Origin of the sequence: Virgisporangium ochraceum (genome assembly GCF_016863655.1) — a bacterium.
GTDB classification, from domain to species: Bacteria; Actinomycetota; Actinomycetes; order Mycobacteriales; family Micromonosporaceae; genus Virgisporangium; species Virgisporangium ochraceum.
Window position 1 is genome coordinate 64,138 of sequence record NZ_BOPH01000072.1, and the last position, 16,480, is coordinate 80,617.

Consider the following 16,480-nt stretch of genomic DNA (forward strand, 5'->3'; position numbering starts at 1 on the left):
GATCTTGCAGTCGTGGCCGCCCCTATGTCGGGATTTGCCGCCTTTATCGGGGGCCACGAGTGCAAGATCGGCGCGCGCGAAGGAGAGGGGCGTACGGGTCAGGGGGTCCGGAGGCGGCGGACTCGGCGGGCGTAGGCGCGGCGGCCGACCGCGTACCAGAGCAGCCTCGCCGGTAACGGGAGCTTCCCCAGCATCACCGCCGTCTCCGCCGGGGTGGCCTCCTCCAGGAGCGCGCCCAGGAACAGGAGGAGCTTGTCCTTCGGGGTTTCGCCCTCGAAGCGTTCGCCGAGGCGGTTCCACTCGGCCTGGGAGATGTGCTCGGACACCAGGGGCAGGACCTCGGTCTCCTCCGCCACCAGGTGCTCCAGCAGCACCGGCCACAGCTGGTCGTACAGTGCCGCCAGCTCCTCGCCCACCTCCGGGGACGCCGTGGTCTCCCACCGGGGCAGCAGGTCGGCCGACCGCGACAGCAGCTCGTCGACCCGGTGGTGCTGGGCCTCCATCAGCAGGACCTTGTCGGCGTCGAGGTCGACCCTCGCCAGGAGCAGCGGCCACAGCAGCTCGTCCTCCGCCGTGTGGTGGTGGTGCAGGCCCAGGCGCATGTCCTTCAGGTGACCGGCCACGAACCTGGCCCGGGCCACGTCGCCCGGGCGTACCGCCCGGATGAGCCGGGCGGCCATCGGGAACTCGCGCCGGAACACGCGGTGGACGGTCAGCATCTCGCTCGTGTCGATCGGGGCGGTGGTGGTCATATCGGGTCCTTTCGCTCAGCGGGGGAACGTGACGAGGATGACCCGGTCCACTTGCCGACCACTTGGACGGCGCTTGGCGCCGCACCTCCGCCCTACGATGGCGGCGTCATGATCCGGGTGCGCGTGTTGGGACCGCTGACGGCCGAGGTCGACGGCCACGCCGTCGACCTGGGTGGGCCGCGTCAGCGGGCCGTGCTGGCGCTGCTCGTCACGGCCCGCGGCGACGTGGTGCCGGTCGACCGGCTCATCGAGGACCTGTGGCGGGGCGAGCCGCCGCGGAAGGCGAGCGCCTCGCTGCAGGCGTACGTGTCGAACCTGCGCCGCCTGCTCGAACCGCACCGCGAACCGCGCACCCCGGCGTCGGTGCTGGTCAGCGCCCCGCCCGGGTACGCGTTGAAGCTGGAGCGGGTCGACGCCTGGGAGTTCGAACGGGCCCTCACCGACGCCGTCAAGGAGGACGACCCGCGGGAGAGCCTCGCGAAAGCCCTGAGACTGTGGCGCGGACCGGCGTTCGCCGAGTTCGCCGACGAGCCGTGGGCCGGTGCCGAGGCGGCACGCCTGGCCGAGCTGCGCGTCGTCGCCCGGGAGCGGCTGGTCGAGGCGACGATCCGGGCGGGCGCCGCGGCCGAGGCGGTGCCCGCCGCGCAGGTGCTCACCCGCGAGCACCCGCTGCGCGAGGAGGCGTGGCGGCTGCTCGCCCTCGCGCTCTACGCCGCCGGTCGCCAGGCCGACGCGCTCGCCAGCCTCCGCGAGGCCCGCCGCATCCTCGCCGACGAACTCGGGCTCGACCCGGGCGCGGCGCTCCAGGACACCGAGGCGGCGATCCTCGGCCAACGCATCCCGCTGCCCCGGGTGGACCCGGCCGTCCCGCGCGCGCATCCGGCGCCGCTCACGGCCGTCTCCGAAGAGCTTTTTGTGGGACGGGCCGCAGAGCTGGCCGGGCTCGCCAGCGCGGCGACCGCGGCGGCTGGCGCCGGCGCCGTCGCGCTGGTGGCCGGGGAGGCGGGGTCGGGCAAGTCGGCGCTTCTGCGCCGGCTGGAACGGCACCTCACCGGCACCGGCTGGCGGGTGGTCAAGGGGCGCTGCCCGGAGGCCGACGGCGCGCCACCGGCGTGGGCGTGGGTGGAGGCGCTGCGTGACCTGCGCGCGTCGGTGCCGCCGCCCGAGGAGCTCGCCGCGGCCCTGGAACCGCTGCTCACCGACGACGCCGGCGACCGGACCGACGGCCGGTTCCGGCTGCACCGGGCGGTCGCGGCGTGGCTGGGCGCCGCCGCCGGCGACCGGCCGCTCGCGGTGGTGCTCGACGACCTGCACCGCGGCGACGCCGAGACGCTCGCGCTCGTGACCAGCGTGGCCGCCGAGCGGGTGAAGGTGCTGCTGGTGGCCGCGTACCGGCCGCTCGATGGCGGTCCCCCGTTCGACGACGCGCTCGCGACGCTGGCCCGGCACTCGCCGCACCGGGTGAGCCTCGCCGGGCTGGGAACCGACGACGCGGCGACGCTCGTCGCGGCGGTCGCCGGCGGGCCGGTCGACGGCGACACCGTGCGCTCGCTCGCCGAACGCACCGGCGGCAACCCGTTCTACCTGCGCGAGAGCGCCCGGCTGCTGGCCAGCGAGGGCGCGCTGGTGGCGGTCTCGGAGGTGCCGGAGGGCGTGCGCGACGTGCTGCGCCGCCGCCTGGGACGGCTGCCCCCGCCGGCGGTGGCGGTGCTGCGGCTGGCCGCCGCGGTCGGCCGCGAGGCCGACGTCGACCTGCTCGTCGACGCCGCCGACACCGACGAGGACGGGGTGCTCGACGCGCTCGAGGCCGGCCTCATCGCCGGGCTGCTCACCGAGCCGGGGCCGGGCCGGGTGCGCTTCGTCCACGCGCTGGTGCGCGACACCCTGTACGCCGACCTGTCGCACCTGCGCCGGGCCCGCGTGCACGCCCGGCTCGCCGCCGCCCTCGACCGCATCCGGCCGCACGACCTGCCGGCCCTGGCCCACCACCACACCCGCGGGCTCACCGCCGACACGGCCGAGCGCGCGGTCGCGGCGAACCTCGGTGCCGCGGAGCTGGCGGAGCGGCGGTACGCGTACGACGCCGCCGCCGAGCTGTACGAGCAGGCGCTGACCTGTCTCGGGAAGCTGCCCGCCACCGAGGAACGCGCCGTCGACCTGCTGGGCAGGCTGCTGCGGGCGCGGATCCGCACCGGTGAGATCGGAGCGGCGCGGCGGGTGCGCGAGCGCGCGGTCGCGGTCGCGGAGGACGCCGGGCGGGAGGACCTCGTGCTGGCGGCGTTCACGGCGTGGACCGCGCCGAGCCCGTGGGAGATCCACCGCTACGGCGAGGTCGACCGGCCCATCGTCGACCGGCTGGAGCGGCTGATCGAGCGCACCGCCGACCCGGTGACCCGCTGCCGGCTCCTCTGCGCGTTCGGCGCCGAGCTCACCGGCGAGAGCGACCCGCGGGCGATCCGGGCCGCGTCGGAGGCCCTCGCGCTGGCGCGGGCGTCGGGCGACCCCGAGCTGACGGCGCTGGCGATGGTGACCGTCCTGCAGGAGCGGCTGTACGACCGCGACGCCGACCGGCGCGCCGTCCTGGCCGGTGAGCTGGCCGAGCTCGCGCAGGCACCGGAGATGGCCGCCTACCGGTGGTACGCCGAGCACGCCTCGGCGCAGGTGGCGGCCGCCCGCTGCGACCTGCCGGCGATGCGCCGGCACCTGACCGAGGGCCTCGACCTGGCCCGCGTCCACCAGCTCAGCGATCCGCAGGACGTGGGCACGATCGGCCTGGCGACCTACGCCCACGTCACCGGTGACTTCGCCACCGCCGAGCGGCTCTACCTCGAGGTCGGCGAGCACATGCGCCGCCGCGGCAGCCTGCACGCCGACTACCTGGTGCTGGCCCTGTTCACGCTGCGGACCAGCCAGGGCCGGCTGGCCGAGCTCGAGCCGCTGGTCGGGTCCGTCCGCGGCGGCCGCGGCGACCTGGCCGCCGACGCGCACGCGGCCACGCTCGTCGCCGCCGGCCGGCTCGACGACGCCCGGCGGCTGCGCGGCACCCCGCCGCCGCTGCGGCACGACTACTTCGGCGCGCTGTGGGCCACGATCCGCGCGATGGTCGTCACGGCGCTGGAGCTTCCCGACGAGGCCGAGGAGCTGATCGAGTTCCTGGAGCCGGTGCGGGGGCAACTGGCCGCGGTGGCGACCTGCTCCGTGGCGATGCGTCCGGTGGCGCACTCGCTCGGCGACCTGTCCCTGCTGCTGGGCCGGGAACGTGACGCAGCCGACTATTTCGCGGAAGCGGTCACGGTGGCGCGGCGGTGCTCGTCCGAGCACTGGGTCGCACCGGCCCGGGCAGCACTGGCACGCCTCCAAGCCCGCTCCAAGTAGCACTCCAAGTAGCGGGCAAGCGTCGCGGCGGATGCTGCTGTGACAGGAACCTTGGAGGACTGCCGTGAACACCAGACTGGCCCGGCTCGGTGCCGCCGCCGCGACCCACCCCTGGCGCACCCTCGCCGGGTGGCTGCTGATCCTCGTCGTCACCGTCGGGCTGGCCGCGACGGTGGGCGGCGAGCCGCACGACGACTACAACGTCTCCGGTACGCCCTCGCAGGACGGCACGAACCTCCTCGCCGACCGGTTCCCCGAGCTGAGCGGCGCCGACGCCAGGGTGGTGGTGCACGACCGCTCCGGCAACCGCCTCGACCCGGGTGTGCTCGCCGAGGTACGCAGCCGGATCGGGAACCTGCCCGAGGTCGGCAACGTGAGCGAGCCGCGCCCGTCGGCCGACGGTGACACCGCGCTGATCACCGTGCGCTACCTGGTGCCGGTCACCGACTTCACGGGCACCGAGGCCGTCGACGCGCTGTGGACCGCCGCCGGACCGGCGTCGGACCGCGGTCTGCAGGTGGAACTGGGCGGCCAGGTCGCCGAGAACATCCAGGCGCCGAGCGGCACCGCCGAGGCGATCGGCATCGTGGCCGCGTTGATCATCATGGTGCTCGCGCTGGGTTCGGTGGTCGCCGCGGGGCTGCCGCTCGTGGTCGCGCTGTTCGGGCTCGGCGCCGGCATGTCGGTCATCTATCTCATGGCCACGGTGACCGACATCAGCGTGACCGCACCGACCGTGGCGACGATGGTCGGCCTGGGCGTGGGCATCGACTACGCGCTGCTGCTGGTGAGCCGCTTCACCGAGGCGCTGCGGCGCGGCCTGTCCACTGTGGACGCCGCCGCCGAGGCGACCGCGACCGCCGGCTCCTCGGTGCTCGTGGCCGGCTCCACGGTGCTGGTCTCGCTGTTCGGGCTGGCGTTCGCGGGCCTCGCCGTCTACACGTCGTTCGGGTACGCGACGTTCGCGACCGTCGGCTTCGTGATGTTCAGCGCGATCACGCTCGTTCCGGCGCTCTGCGGGCTCGCGGGTCGGCGGATGCTGCCGCGCAAGGTCCGCAAGGGGGTGGCGACCGTCGAGGTGAAGCAGAGCCTCACCGAGCGGTTCGCCCGTGCGGTGGCGGCGAAGCCGTGGCCGGTGGCGGTCGTGGGCCTGCTCGTGCTGCTGGTGCTGGCCGCGCCGGTGCTCGGGATGCGCACCTGGCCGCAGGACGCGGGCAGCCAGCCCACCTCGAACACCACCAGGCAGGCCTACGACCTCATCGCCGCCGAGTACGGTGCCGGTGCCAACGGCCCGCTGGTGGTGGCGATCGACCTGCGTCGCGTGTCGCCGGACACGTTGCCGGCGCTCGTGGAGACGGTGCGGGCCGAGCCCGGCGTCGCGGCGGTGACCCCGCCGATGACCAACGCGGCCAACGACGCCGCGGTGATCTTCATCGAGCCGACCACCGGCCCGCAGGACGAGCGGACCACCGACCTGCTCGACCGCCTGCGCGCCGACGTGCTCCCGGCGGACGCGCGGACCACCGGCCTGGTGGCGGTGTTCGCCGACATCGTCGACCGGCTCGCCGACCGGCTGTGGGTCGTGGTGGTGTTCGTGGTGGCGATGTCGCTGCTGCTGCTGACCGTGCTGTTCCGGGCGCCGGTGGTGGCGCTCAAGGCGGCGGCGATGAACCTGCTGTCGGTCGCGGCCGCGTACGGCGTGATCACCGCGGTGTTCCAGTGGGGCTGGGGCGCGGAGTGGCTCGGGCTGCCGCACGCGGTACCGGTGTCGAGCTGGGTGCCGATTCTGATGTTCGCGGTGCTGTTCGGCCTGTCGATGGACTACGAGGTGTTCCTGCTGTCGCGGGTGCGCGAGTTCTGGCTCGCCACCGGCGACGCGCACGGCAGCGTGGTGCGCGGGCTCGCCGCCACCGGCCGCGTCATCACGAGCGCGGCGGCCATCATGGTCGCGGTGTTCATCGGGTTCGCGCTCGACCCGGACGTCACCGTGAAGATGGTGGGCACGGGCATGGCGGTCGCGGTGCTCATCGACGCGACGCTCGTGCGGCTGTTCCTGGTGCCGGCCACGATGACGCTGCTGGGCCGGTGGAACTGGTGGATCCCGCGGTGGCTCGACCGGATCCTGCCTCAGGTCACCGTGGAGAGTCACTCTCCGCAGGAGGAGTCGGCACCTGCGCCGGCCGCCACCACTGCCACAGCAGGAACAGGGCACCGAGGAGAAGCATCCCCAGTCCCGTCCAGAGGTTGATCCGCACGCCCTGCGCCTTCTCCAGGTCGGCCTCGGAGTCGAACAGCCCGATCAGCGTGACGATCACCCCGTAGACGACGAAGAGGCCGCCGATGACGCGGCGCACGTCGAACAGCCGGGCGGCGGCCGACCGCCGCTCGGCCTCGTCCGGGAGGGGAGTCTCGGCCATGGCGTGAACTCCTTAGAAGAACGGGATGTAGAAGACGATGGACAGGAACACGGCGATCGAGCCGAGCAGCACCGGCGACCGGTACCACACCCGGTCCTCCGGGTCGAGCTCGCCGAGGTCGGCGGTGCCGTAGACCAGCCCCCGTAGCTCCTCGGCCGGCTTCGGCTGCGTAGCCGGGGTGAGGACCGCCGCGACGATCGCCACCGTGACGAACGCCAGACCCGCGCCCCAGAAGCTCTCCTCCAGGTCGGAGTCGAACGGCAGCAGGCCGGCCAGGTAGAGGAGGTAGGTGCCGAGCGCCACGACGGTGCCGGCCAGCAGCGACCAGAAGCCGGCGACGGCGGTCATCCGGCGCCAGAACATACCGATGATGAACGTCGCGAACAGCGGCGCGTTGAACACCGAGAACAGCGCCTGGATGTAGTTCATGATGTTGCTGAACCCGGCCGCGATGAACGCGGTGCCGATGCCGACGACCACGCCGCCGATCGTCGCGATCCGCCCGATCCGTACGTAGTAGTCGTCGTCGCGGTCGCGTTTCACGTACGTCTGCCAGATGTCGTAGGTGAAGACGGTGTTGAAGCCCGACACGTTGGCGGCCATGCCGGCCATGAAGCTCGCGATCAGGCCGGTGACCGCGACGCCGAGCACGCCGTTGGGCAGCAGGTCGCGCATCAGCAGCGGGATCGCGTTGTTGTACTGCAGGTCGCCGTCCTCGGCGCCGAGGCCCTCGATGGTCACCAGGGCCACGAGACCGGGGATCACCGTGACGATCGGGATGAACAGCTTCGGGAACGCGGCGATGATGGGCGTGCGCCGGGCGGCGCTCATGTTCTTCGCCGACAGGGCCCGCTGCACCTCGGCGAAGTTCGTGGTCCAGTACCCGAACGAGAGCACGAAGCCGAGCCCGAACACGATGCCGAACCAGTTGGCGCCCAACGGGTTGTCGGATCCGCCGGTGTGGCTCCACGTGTCGAGACCGGCGGCGCCGAGCGGGGTGTCGCGCACCTTGTCCCACAGGCCCTCGATGCCGCCGACCTTCACGAGGCCGATCACCACGATCGGGATGAGGCCGGCCAGGATCACGAAGAACTGCAGCACCTCGTTGTAGATGGCCGACGTCAGGCCGCCGATCGTGATGTACACCAGCACGATCGCCGCGCCGAGCACGATCGACGTCCACAGGGGCCAGCCGAGCAGCGCGCGCATCACGATCGCGAGCGCGTACAGGTTCACGCCGGCGATGAGCATCTGCGCCACCGCGAACGTCACGGCGTTCAGCAGGTGGGTGGGCCGGTTGAACCGCAGCCGCAGGTACTCGGGGACGCTGCGCACCCGCGACCCGTAGTAGAACGGCATCATCACGATGCCGAGGAACACCATCGCCGGTACGGCGCCGATCCAGTAGTAGTGGGTGGTCATCAGGCCGTACTGGGCGCCGTTGGCGGCCATGCCGATGATCTCCAGGGCACCGAGGTTCGCCGACACGAACGCCAGGCCGGTGACCCACGCAGGTAACGAGCGGCCGGAGAGGAAGAAGTCGACGCTCGTGCGGATCGAGCGGCGGGCGGCGAAGCCGACTCCGAGCACCGTCGCGAAGTACAACGCGAGCAGCAGGTAGTCGACGAGGTTCAGGTCCAGGCGGAGACCGTCCACGCCAAGCCTCCCGAGAGGGATCGACGGGTGTTGGTCGATGTGCTACCCGCGGGTAGCCGGGATTAATCTCGACCCATGTGGACTCACCGACCGTCACCGGCGCTGGCGCCGTTCGTCGCGTCGATGGGCTACGGCGAGTTCACGGCGGGCGTCGGCCTGGAGCTGGGGCTGCCGTCGGGCACCGTGCAGCTGCTGGTGAACCTCGACCGCGACTCGTTGAGCACCTACCCGCTCGACGGTGGTCCACCCACGGTCACCGGCGGCACCGCCGTGCAGGGGCCGTACGACGGGCCGGTGCTGATCGACCCGGCCGACCAGCGGCGGATCCTGTGGGTCGCGTTCCGGGTGGGCGGTTCGTACCCGTTCCTGCCCGCCGACGCCGCCGACCTGCGGGGCAGCCTGGTCGACCTCGACGACCTGTGGGGCCGGGGAGCCGGAGCTCTGCTCCGGGAGCGGCTGTTGTCAGCCGCGGGTTCCGAGGCAGCGCTGACCGAGGCCGAGGTCGCCCTGAGGCGGCGCGCGCGCCGTCCCCTCGAACCCGACAACGCGGTGGTGACCGCCGCCGCGGACCTTCACCACGGCGCGAGCGTGGCCGCGGCGGCCGATCGCCTCGGGTGGACGCCGCGCCGCCTCGGCCGCGAGTTCGCCGAGCACATCGGGCTGACGCCGAAGCGGTTCGCGCGGGTGCGGCGGTTCCAGCGCGTGGTGCGGGCGGCGGCGTCCTCCGCGGACCCCGACTGGGCGCGGCTCGCGGCGGAGCACGGGTTCCACGACCAGGCGCACCTGATCCACGACTTCCGGTCGTTCGCGGCGACGACGCCGGGCGCGTACCGGCCGCGGTCGCCGGCGGAGCCGAACCACGTGCCGGTTTCTACAATCCCTTAGCTTCTTCCCCGGTCATGCTCGGGGCATGACTGTGACACGCATGTACCCGCGGCTGGTGGTGTCGGACGCCCGGGCCGCGATGGCGTTCTACGAGAAGGCGTTCGGCGCCGGAGTCGGCGAGGTTTTTACGGACAATTCGGGCAAGGTCGTTCACGCCGAGGTGTCGTTCGGCAGTGCCGGCGTCATCGGGGTCAAGGATCAGGGGGACGGCGACGAGCCCGTCTCCGTGATCATGGCGCTCGAGGTCGCCGACCCCGACGGGGTGGCCGCCGCGATGGAGGCCGGCGGCGCGACGGTGATCTACCCGATCGACGACCACGAGTACGGGCGGGGCGGGCGCCTCCGCGACCCGTGGGGCATCCAGTGGATGCTGATGCGGCCCTGATTGGATAGGCGTCATGCCGACGCTGGTTCACTCGGGCAAGGTCCGCGACGTCTACCGGGACGGAGACGACCTGATCCTGGTCGCCTCCGACCGGGTCTCGGTGTACGACGTGGTCCTGCCCACCCCGGTGCCCGACAAGGGCCGGGTGCTCACCCGGCTGTCCCTCTGGTGGTTCGACCAGCTCGAGGACCTGGTGCCGAACCACATCATCGGCGAGGTGTCCGACCCGCCGGAGTGGGCCGGCCGGGCGGTGCGGTGCCGGTCGCTGTCGATGGTGCCGGTGGAGTGCGTGGCCCGCGGCTACCTCAGCGGGTCGGCCCGCGCCGAGTACGACCGGTCCGGCTCGGTGTGCGGCATCGCCCTGCCGCCCGGCCTGGTCGAGGGCTCGCGCCTGCCGACGCCGATCTTCACGCCGACCACGAAGGCGCCCATCGGAGAACATGACGAGGCGCTCACGTACGAGCAGGTCGTCGACCAGGTCGGCGCCGACGTGGCCGCACGGCTCCGCGACCTGACGCTGGCCATCTACGAGCGCGGCTCGGACATCGCCCGCGACCGCGGGATCATCATCGCCGACACCAAACTGGAGTTCGGCTTCTCCCGCGACGGCACGCTCACGCTCGCCGACGAGGTACTGACTCCGGACTCGTCCCGCTTCTGGCCGGCCGACCACTGGGAACCCGGCCGTCCGCAGCACCCGTTCGACAAGCAGATGGTCCGCGACTGGGCGGTGGGCACCGGCTGGAACAAGCAGCCGCCGGGGCCGGAGGTGCCGGGATACGTGGTGTCGGCGACCCGCGCCCGCTACGTCGAGGCCTACGAAAGACTCACCGGTCTTCCGTTCTGACGATGCGTTTCCGGGCGTTCGTGACGTCTTCCTCGTGACACTGGGAGGCTTCATGACGTTCGAGGAGTTCGTGGGCGCGCGGCTCGCGGCGCTCGTGCGGTACGCGGCGGTGCTCGTCGGTGATCGCGACCTGGCGCAGGACGTCGTGCAGGAGGCGCTCGTGCGGGCACACTCCCGGTGGGCCCGCATCGAGGAGCCGGAGGCGTTCGTCCGCCGGGTGATCGTGCGCGAGTACCTGTCCTGGCGGCGGCGCTTGCTGCGGCGGCGTGTGCTCGGATCGCGGCTGCCGGCCGCGGGCGTCGTCGCGGACCACGCCGACTCGTCGGTCGAGCGGGCCGACCTGCTACGCCGGCTGGCCGCCCTGCCGGCGCGGCAGCGGGCCGTGGTGGTGCTGCGCTACTACGAGGGACTCCCGACGGCGGAGATCGCCGCACTGCTCGGCTGCTCCGAAGGGGCGGTGCGGACCTTCCACTCCCGGGCGATGTCGGCCCTGCGGCAGGCCGACCTGGAGACGATCCGATGAACGAGTTGGTGGAGGCCCTGCGGGCCGAGGAGCGGCTCGCACCCGACCCGGCCGACGTGCTGGCCGGGGTGGCGGGCGGGATCCGGCGCCGGCGCCGGCGGCGGTGGGCCGGCCGGACCGTCGCGGTGCTCGCGGTCGTGCTGCTCGCCGGCGTCGCGGTGGTCCGGTCGCCGTGGGTCGGTGGCCGCGCCGACGACGCGCCCGCCGGTCGCACGGTGGTCCCGACCGGGGACTGGAACCGCACCCTCCGGTTCGGCTGGCTCCCCGAGGGCATGACCCCGAACCTCTGGGAGGTGTCGACCACCGGCGAGGTCGCCAGCGTCGTCCGCGACGACGCCCGCTACCTGCGGGTGACCCTGTACAGCCCCGGCCTGCAGCCACGGCTCGACCAGCCGGGCTGGCAGCGGATCACGGTCGGCGGCCTGCCGGGCCGCGTGGTGTCCCGCACCGCCCGGACGTTGATCAAGTGGCAGCTGCCGTCGGGCCGGTGGGCCGATCTCGAGTACGGGCACGGGCAACCGAACGAGGCCGAGGTGCAGCCGGCCCTGCAGGCCTCGGCCGAGCGGATCGCGGGCGGGATCACCGAGGGCGATCCGGAGCCGGTCCGCGTGGCGTTCGCGCTGACCCACGTGCCGCGCGGGATGCGCATCGTGGGCGTCCGGACGTATCCCGACCGGGGCGGCGTGATCGACGTGGCGCCGGAGTCGCGGGCGGCACCCCGGTTCGAGACCTCGACCGGCGAGGAGGCCATCGTCGACGACCGGCTCGTGGTCGACGGGTCGAGGACCCTGCGGGTGTCGGTGATGTCCGGCGACGTGAGTAGTACGGACGTCGACACCCCCATCGACGACATTCAGGGCCGGCCGGCCTGGTCCCTCGGGCCGGACCGCGGCGTCACGGTCGCGTGGGACCACGGTGTACTCACGGTCATGCCGGCCACCTGGGACGCGCATCCGGCGCTGAACCTGGCGGTCTTCCGCGCGGTGGCGGAGGGCGTGCGCTGGACCGGCTAGTGCCTCGAACGACGATCAAGGCGACCGGCACAGACCTGGTGGGCGATCGACGGGACCCGGCAGCGGGCGCATCGGAACGCCGCCGGGCTGCGGCGGCCCTCAGGCGAGGTCGCGTTCGGCGGCTTCGGCCTGCTCCCTCAGGCGGCCGTAGGTGGCGATCAGGGCGCCCATTCCGCCGATCATCAGGACCGGGCCCGAGAACACGAACAGCACGCCGCCCCAGCCCAGGGACGCGGAGTCGGCCAGGCGCGCCAGCTCGGGGATGCGGCTGAACGTGTACCAGCCCGACCAGCCGATCGCCACGATCGCCGGCAACAGCATCCCGGTGGCCCACACGGGGTTGCGTTGGACGATCGCCATCGCCGGGCAGGCGCCCGCCACCAGACCGAGGAGGGCTACGCCCCAGCCGCTGCCACCCAGGTCGGTTTCGATCGACTCGCCCAGCAGGTCGATGTACGCCAGCGGCAGCAGCGGCGTGAGGATCAGCATCAGCGCACCGGCGAAGCCGAAGGCGCACGACAGGTAGAAGAACAGGGCGATCGGACGCTGTTCGGACTGGGCCACGACGCCAGAGCGTACCGGGTGAAACGAGCTGCCCCCGGCCGGTCGGCCGGGGGCAGCTCACTGTCAGGTCGTCTACGCCTGGACCTGGATCACCGTGCGGTCCAGCACCGCGCTGCCGTTGACCCAGTCGATGGCACCCAGGTACTTCACACCCGGGGTGAGACCGGACCAGGTGGCCGTCGCCTGCGCGGCGCCACCCACGGTCACCGGCTGGCTGGCCGGCGACACGGTCAGGTTGCCGGCCGGGGCCGAGCCCAGCAGCCACGAGTGGAACTTCACGTCCACCTCGTCGACGCCCTCCGGCAGGGCGAACACCGACAGGTAGATGGTGTAGTTGCCCGGCTCGGAGATGGTCACCGCCTCCTCGGCGGAACCGCCGGTGCTCGTCCGGAACGGAACCTGGTTCGGCGGCGCACCCTCCTTGTAGACGAACATGTCCAGGTCGGTGCCCCGCTGGTAGTCCGAGTCGAACGTGGCGAACCGGGCGGTCACACCGGCCGGCACGGTCACGCTGAACTTGGCGACGCCAGGAATCTCGCTCGGCTGGGTCGGGCTGAACCCGGAGTCGGTGCCCTCGACGTGCTTCGAGGTCACCGTCGACGGGATCATGCCGGCCGGCCGGGCGCCGAGCGTCCCGTTGTAGTTCGCGCGGACCGGGACCACGACGGACCCGGACGCGCCGGATTCGGTGACCTCGGCGACGGCGGAGATCTGCGTCGGCTGCACCGCGATCGCGCTGCGCACGCTGTGCCCGCGCAGGTCGGCCAGGGTGAGCGAGCCGAACGCCCAGGTGTTCAGCGCCGCCGTGGTGCGGGTGATCTCGACCGTGTAGGTCGCCGACCGCCGCGGCAGAACCGTGAGGACGGACGGCGTGACCTTCACCGTGAACCCGGCCGGCGCCTCCACCCTCGGCACGTACACGCTGGCCTGGTTGGTGGTGTTGGAGACCGTGCGGGTCACGGTCTGCCTGCCGGCGAGGTCGCCGATCGCGATCGACGCGTTGTTGAAGTCGCTCGGGTCGATCTGGCCGACGACGTCGCAGACGTCGGAGCCGTCGCCGAGGGACTGGTGCTGACCGGCACCGCACGTGTACTGCAGCCAGTCCAGCGGACCCGACTCGTACACGAGGCCCGGGTCGAACGCGCCCGCCGGGTGCACGTGGCCGTTGCCGTAGTCGAGCGGCGTGGCCGGGATCTGCTGGTTGGTGTTGTCACGCGTGGTGGCGCTCGTCATGATCGCCGACTTGACCGCCATCGGCGACCAGGTCGGGTGCTTCGACCGCAGCAGCAGCGCGATACCGGCCACGTGCGGGCCGGACATCGACGTGCCCTGCAGCGAGTCGTGCAGGTTGCCGCTGTGGCCGACCGGCGAGACCGCCGCGATGATGTCGACACCCGGCGCGGTGACGTCGGGCTTCAACAGATCACCGTTGCCGGCGAACGACGGGCCGCGCGAAGAGAACGACGCCATCTGCGGCGCGCGCACCGTCTGCGGCACCGCCGCGCTGAACGACGCCGCCGGGGCCGCCGTCGAGGCGATGTACGCCTTCACGGCCAGGCCGGCCGTGGCGTTGATGTGCACCGTCGGCACGAAGTGGTAGTCGGCGTTGATCGACTGGCTGTCGTCGGTGTTGTGGTGGATCATGCCGACGCCGCCGGCCTCCTTGACGGCCAGGCTCTTGCCGACGCGCGAGGAGCCACCGCGCGCGCACAGCACGATCTTCCCGGTGACCTTCGCCGGGTCGAGCACCGCCACGCCGCCGTTCTCGTTGGCCGGCCAGCACTGGGCCAGCTTCACCGGGTCGGCGCCGGGCAGGCCGGCGTTCACCGCGTCGACGAGCGGAGCCGGTCCGAACGCGCCACCGTTGCCGGCGCCGCTGTAGGTGGCGCCGTTTCCGAGCGTCACCGACTTGGCCGAGAACCGGTCGTGGGTGCTCGCGGCCACGGTCATGTTCCACGGACCGTTGTGCGCGACCGTCGACGGCCCGGGGCCGTTGTTGCCGGCCGAGGCCGACACGAACACGCCCGCGGCGGCGGCCTGGAAGAACGCCGACTCGATGAGGTCGGTCAGCGAGCTGGCCGAGCCCGAGATCGAGAAGTTGATCACATCGACGCCGTCGGCGACCGCGTCGTCGATCGCGGCCGCGATCTCGAGGCCGCCGCAGCCGTTGCTGTAGCAGACCTTGTACGCGGCGATGCGGGCCGCCGGCGCCATGCCGCTGACGTTGCCGACCGCGATGTCGTTGATCGTCGCCGGGACGCCGTAGTTGCCGGCCGCGGTGCTCGCGGTGTGGCTGCCGTGCCCGTCGGAGTCACGCGGGGACCTGAAGTCGTCGGGGCCGTACTTCGGGGCGCCGAAGTCGTAGTACCGGGCGCCGATCAGCTTGTTGTTGCACGTGACGTCGGGGTACTCGCGGTTGTCGGTGCCCGGCTGGCACTCGCCGCTCCACTTCGCCGCGATGGTGTCGGCGTCGGGACGCGGCTCCGGCAGCGCGGCGAAGCTCGGGTTCTCCGGCCAGATGCCGGAGTCGACGACGCCGATGATCGTGCCGAGGCCGGCCTTCGACGGGTCGCCGAACTGCTCGTTCCACACCCCGCCGGAGCCCTCCAGCCCGAGGAACCTCGGGGTGCTCACGGTCGTCAGCTTGAAGATCTCGTTCTTCCAGAGCTTGACGACGCCGGGCGTGCGGTTGAGCTTGGCGACCTCGTCGGCCGTGAGGGTGGCGGCGACACCGTTGATGACGGTGTCGTACTCGGCCACCTGCCTGCTCTTGGCGATCTTGGCCCGGTTCAGGACCTCGGCGCGCTTGCCCTTGAGGTACTGGCGGTAGGCCTGGTAGTTCCAGGACTTCCGGTCGATCTTCGCGCCGGTGGCGGCCCTGGTGGCGGCGATGCCGCTGACCCCGCCGGTGTATGCGGTCAGGGGCGCGCCTTCGAACTGGATCAGGTACGTGCCCGCGGTGGCCGCGGCCGGAGCCGCGGCCACCGGGCCTGGGGGTGAGAGGGCTATGACGGTGACCGCCGCGGTGGCGATCGCGAGCGCAGCCGGGCGGAAGCCGGCCCGTCGGGAGAATGACACCGGTGTGGAACCTCCGTGCCTGCGGGGACCCGCCGCGGGCTGTCAGCGGCGGCCAGGATCAGCAGCCTATTTCGATGTGTCACTGGCTGGGAGCGGCTGGACACACTCGTAGGGCAGGGCGTAGGGGTGGGCACCGTCGTCGATCAAGCTGCGGCGGTCACACACAGGCGGTACACAGGTTCCGTAGGGTTGGCACACAGCGCGAGAGCCCAGGATCGGGTCGTGACCAGCATGAAGACGGAAAGCCAGCAGCTGCGCCGGGCCGACGGCAGCCCGCTGCGCGTGCTCGTTGTCGACGACGAGGCGCCACTCGCCGAACTGCTGTCGATGGCGCTGCGCCTGGAGGGGTGGGAGGTACGCGCCGCCGGCGACGGGTCGAGCGCCGTGCGCACCGCGCGCGACTTCCGCCCCGACGCCGTGGTGCTCGACGTCATGCTGCCCGACTTCGACGGGCTGGAGGTCATGCGCCGGATGCGGGCCGAGCGGTCCGACGTGCCGGTGCTGTTCCTCACCGCCCGCGACGCCGTCGAGGACCGCATCGCCGGGCTCACCGCCGGCGGCGACGACTACGTCACCAAGCCGTTCAGCCTGGAGGAGGTGGTGGCCCGGCTGCGCGGCCTGCTACGCCGGGCCGGACTCGCCACCGCGCACAGCGAGGCGCAGCTCGTGGTCGGCGACCTCACCATGGACGAGGACAGCCGCGAGGTGCGCCGCGCCGGCGAGCCGATCACGTTGACGGCCACCGAGTTCGAACTGCTGCGGTACCTGATGCGCAACCCGAAGCGGGTGCTGAGCAAGGCGCAGATCCTCGATCGCGTGTGGAACTACGACTTCGGCGGCCAGGCCAACGTGGTCGAGCTGTACATCTCCTACCTGCGCAAGAAGATCGACGCGGGCCGCGAGCCCATGATCCATACGATGCGCGGAGCGGGGTATGTCCTCAAACCGGCCACATAGAGCGTGGTCTCTGCGAGCACGGCTTCTG

At 72.4% G+C, this 16,480-nt stretch carries 13 protein-coding genes; 8 read left to right on the plus strand and 5 right to left on the minus strand.

The genetic code is table 11. The annotated features are described in order from the left end of the window. Window positions 1-98: 98 nt before the first annotated feature. A complete protein-coding gene (locus Voc01_RS24710; protein WP_203929916.1) occupies window positions 99-752 on the minus strand; it encodes a hemerythrin domain-containing protein in 654 nt (217 codons plus the stop codon). A gap of 108 nt (window positions 753-860) precedes the next feature. Between Voc01_RS24710 and Voc01_RS24715 the strand changes: the two genes are divergently transcribed. Both Voc01_RS24715 and Voc01_RS24720 read left to right on the plus strand, forming a co-directional pair. After that, a complete protein-coding gene (locus tag Voc01_RS24715; RefSeq protein ID WP_203929917.1) occupies window positions 861-4,127 on the plus strand; it encodes an ATP-binding protein in 3,267 nt (1,088 codons plus the stop codon). 64 nt (window positions 4,128-4,191) lie between these two features. Continuing rightward, window positions 4,192-6,375: an MMPL family transporter gene (locus tag Voc01_RS24720; RefSeq protein ID WP_203929918.1), complete on the plus strand. Its 2,184-nt coding sequence runs from the start codon at window positions 4,192-4,194 to the stop codon at window positions 6,373-6,375. Here Voc01_RS24720 and Voc01_RS24725 read toward each other — a convergent pair. Further along, window positions 6,260-6,544, minus strand: coding sequence for a hypothetical protein (locus tag Voc01_RS24725; protein WP_203929919.1), 285 nt, complete (start codon window positions 6,542-6,544; stop codon window positions 6,260-6,262). The genes Voc01_RS24720 and Voc01_RS24725 overlap by 116 nt on opposite strands. Before the next feature lie 12 nt (window positions 6,545-6,556). After that, entirely contained in the window at window positions 6,557-8,200 is a 1,644-nt protein-coding gene (locus Voc01_RS24730; protein ID WP_203929920.1) for a sodium:solute symporter family protein, read from the minus strand. 75 nt (window positions 8,201-8,275) lie between these two features. Between Voc01_RS24730 and Voc01_RS24735 the strand changes: the two genes are divergently transcribed. From Voc01_RS24735 to Voc01_RS24755, 5 genes are read left to right on the plus strand one after another with little or no spacing between them, the layout of a single operon-like run. Then, window positions 8,276-9,085: a helix-turn-helix domain-containing protein gene (locus tag Voc01_RS24735; protein WP_203929921.1), complete on the plus strand. Its 810-nt coding sequence runs from the start codon at window positions 8,276-8,278 to the stop codon at window positions 9,083-9,085. 25 nt (window positions 9,086-9,110) lie between these two features. Then, window positions 9,111-9,470: a VOC family protein gene (locus Voc01_RS24740; RefSeq protein ID WP_203929922.1), complete on the plus strand. Its 360-nt coding sequence runs from the start codon at window positions 9,111-9,113 to the stop codon at window positions 9,468-9,470. A gap of 13 nt (window positions 9,471-9,483) precedes the next feature. Next, complete coding sequence (locus tag Voc01_RS24745) at window positions 9,484-10,317, plus strand: phosphoribosylaminoimidazolesuccinocarboxamide synthase (protein ID WP_203929923.1); 834 nt, start codon at window positions 9,484-9,486, stop codon at window positions 10,315-10,317. 52 nt (window positions 10,318-10,369) lie between these two features. After that, on the plus strand, window positions 10,370-10,840 hold the full coding sequence (locus Voc01_RS24750; RefSeq protein ID WP_203929924.1) for a SigE family RNA polymerase sigma factor: 471 nt from the start codon (window positions 10,370-10,372) through the stop codon (window positions 10,838-10,840). Then, the gene (locus Voc01_RS24755) at window positions 10,837-11,853 is read left to right on the plus strand and encodes a hypothetical protein (protein ID WP_203929925.1); all 1,017 of its coding nucleotides are present in this window, start codon (window positions 10,837-10,839) and stop codon (window positions 11,851-11,853) included. The genes Voc01_RS24750 and Voc01_RS24755 overlap by 4 nt, the downstream gene beginning before the upstream one ends. A 99-nt stretch (window positions 11,854-11,952) precedes the next feature. On the opposite strand, the gene Voc01_RS24760 is transcribed toward Voc01_RS24755, so the two are convergent. Both Voc01_RS24760 and Voc01_RS24765 read right to left on the minus strand, forming a co-directional pair. Continuing rightward, window positions 11,953-12,417: a hypothetical protein gene (locus Voc01_RS24760; RefSeq protein ID WP_203929926.1), complete on the minus strand. Its 465-nt coding sequence runs from the start codon at window positions 12,415-12,417 to the stop codon at window positions 11,953-11,955. 72 nt (window positions 12,418-12,489) lie between these two features. Further along, the gene (locus Voc01_RS24765; RefSeq protein ID WP_203929927.1) at window positions 12,490-15,495 is read right to left on the minus strand and encodes a S8 family peptidase; all 3,006 of its coding nucleotides are present in this window, start codon (window positions 15,493-15,495) and stop codon (window positions 12,490-12,492) included. 231 nt (window positions 15,496-15,726) lie between these two features. Between Voc01_RS24765 and Voc01_RS24770 the strand changes: the two genes are divergently transcribed. Next, complete coding sequence (locus Voc01_RS24770; protein ID WP_275423753.1) at window positions 15,727-16,452, plus strand: response regulator transcription factor; 726 nt, start codon at window positions 15,727-15,729, stop codon at window positions 16,450-16,452. The last annotated feature ends 28 nt before the right edge of the window (window positions 16,453-16,480 follow it).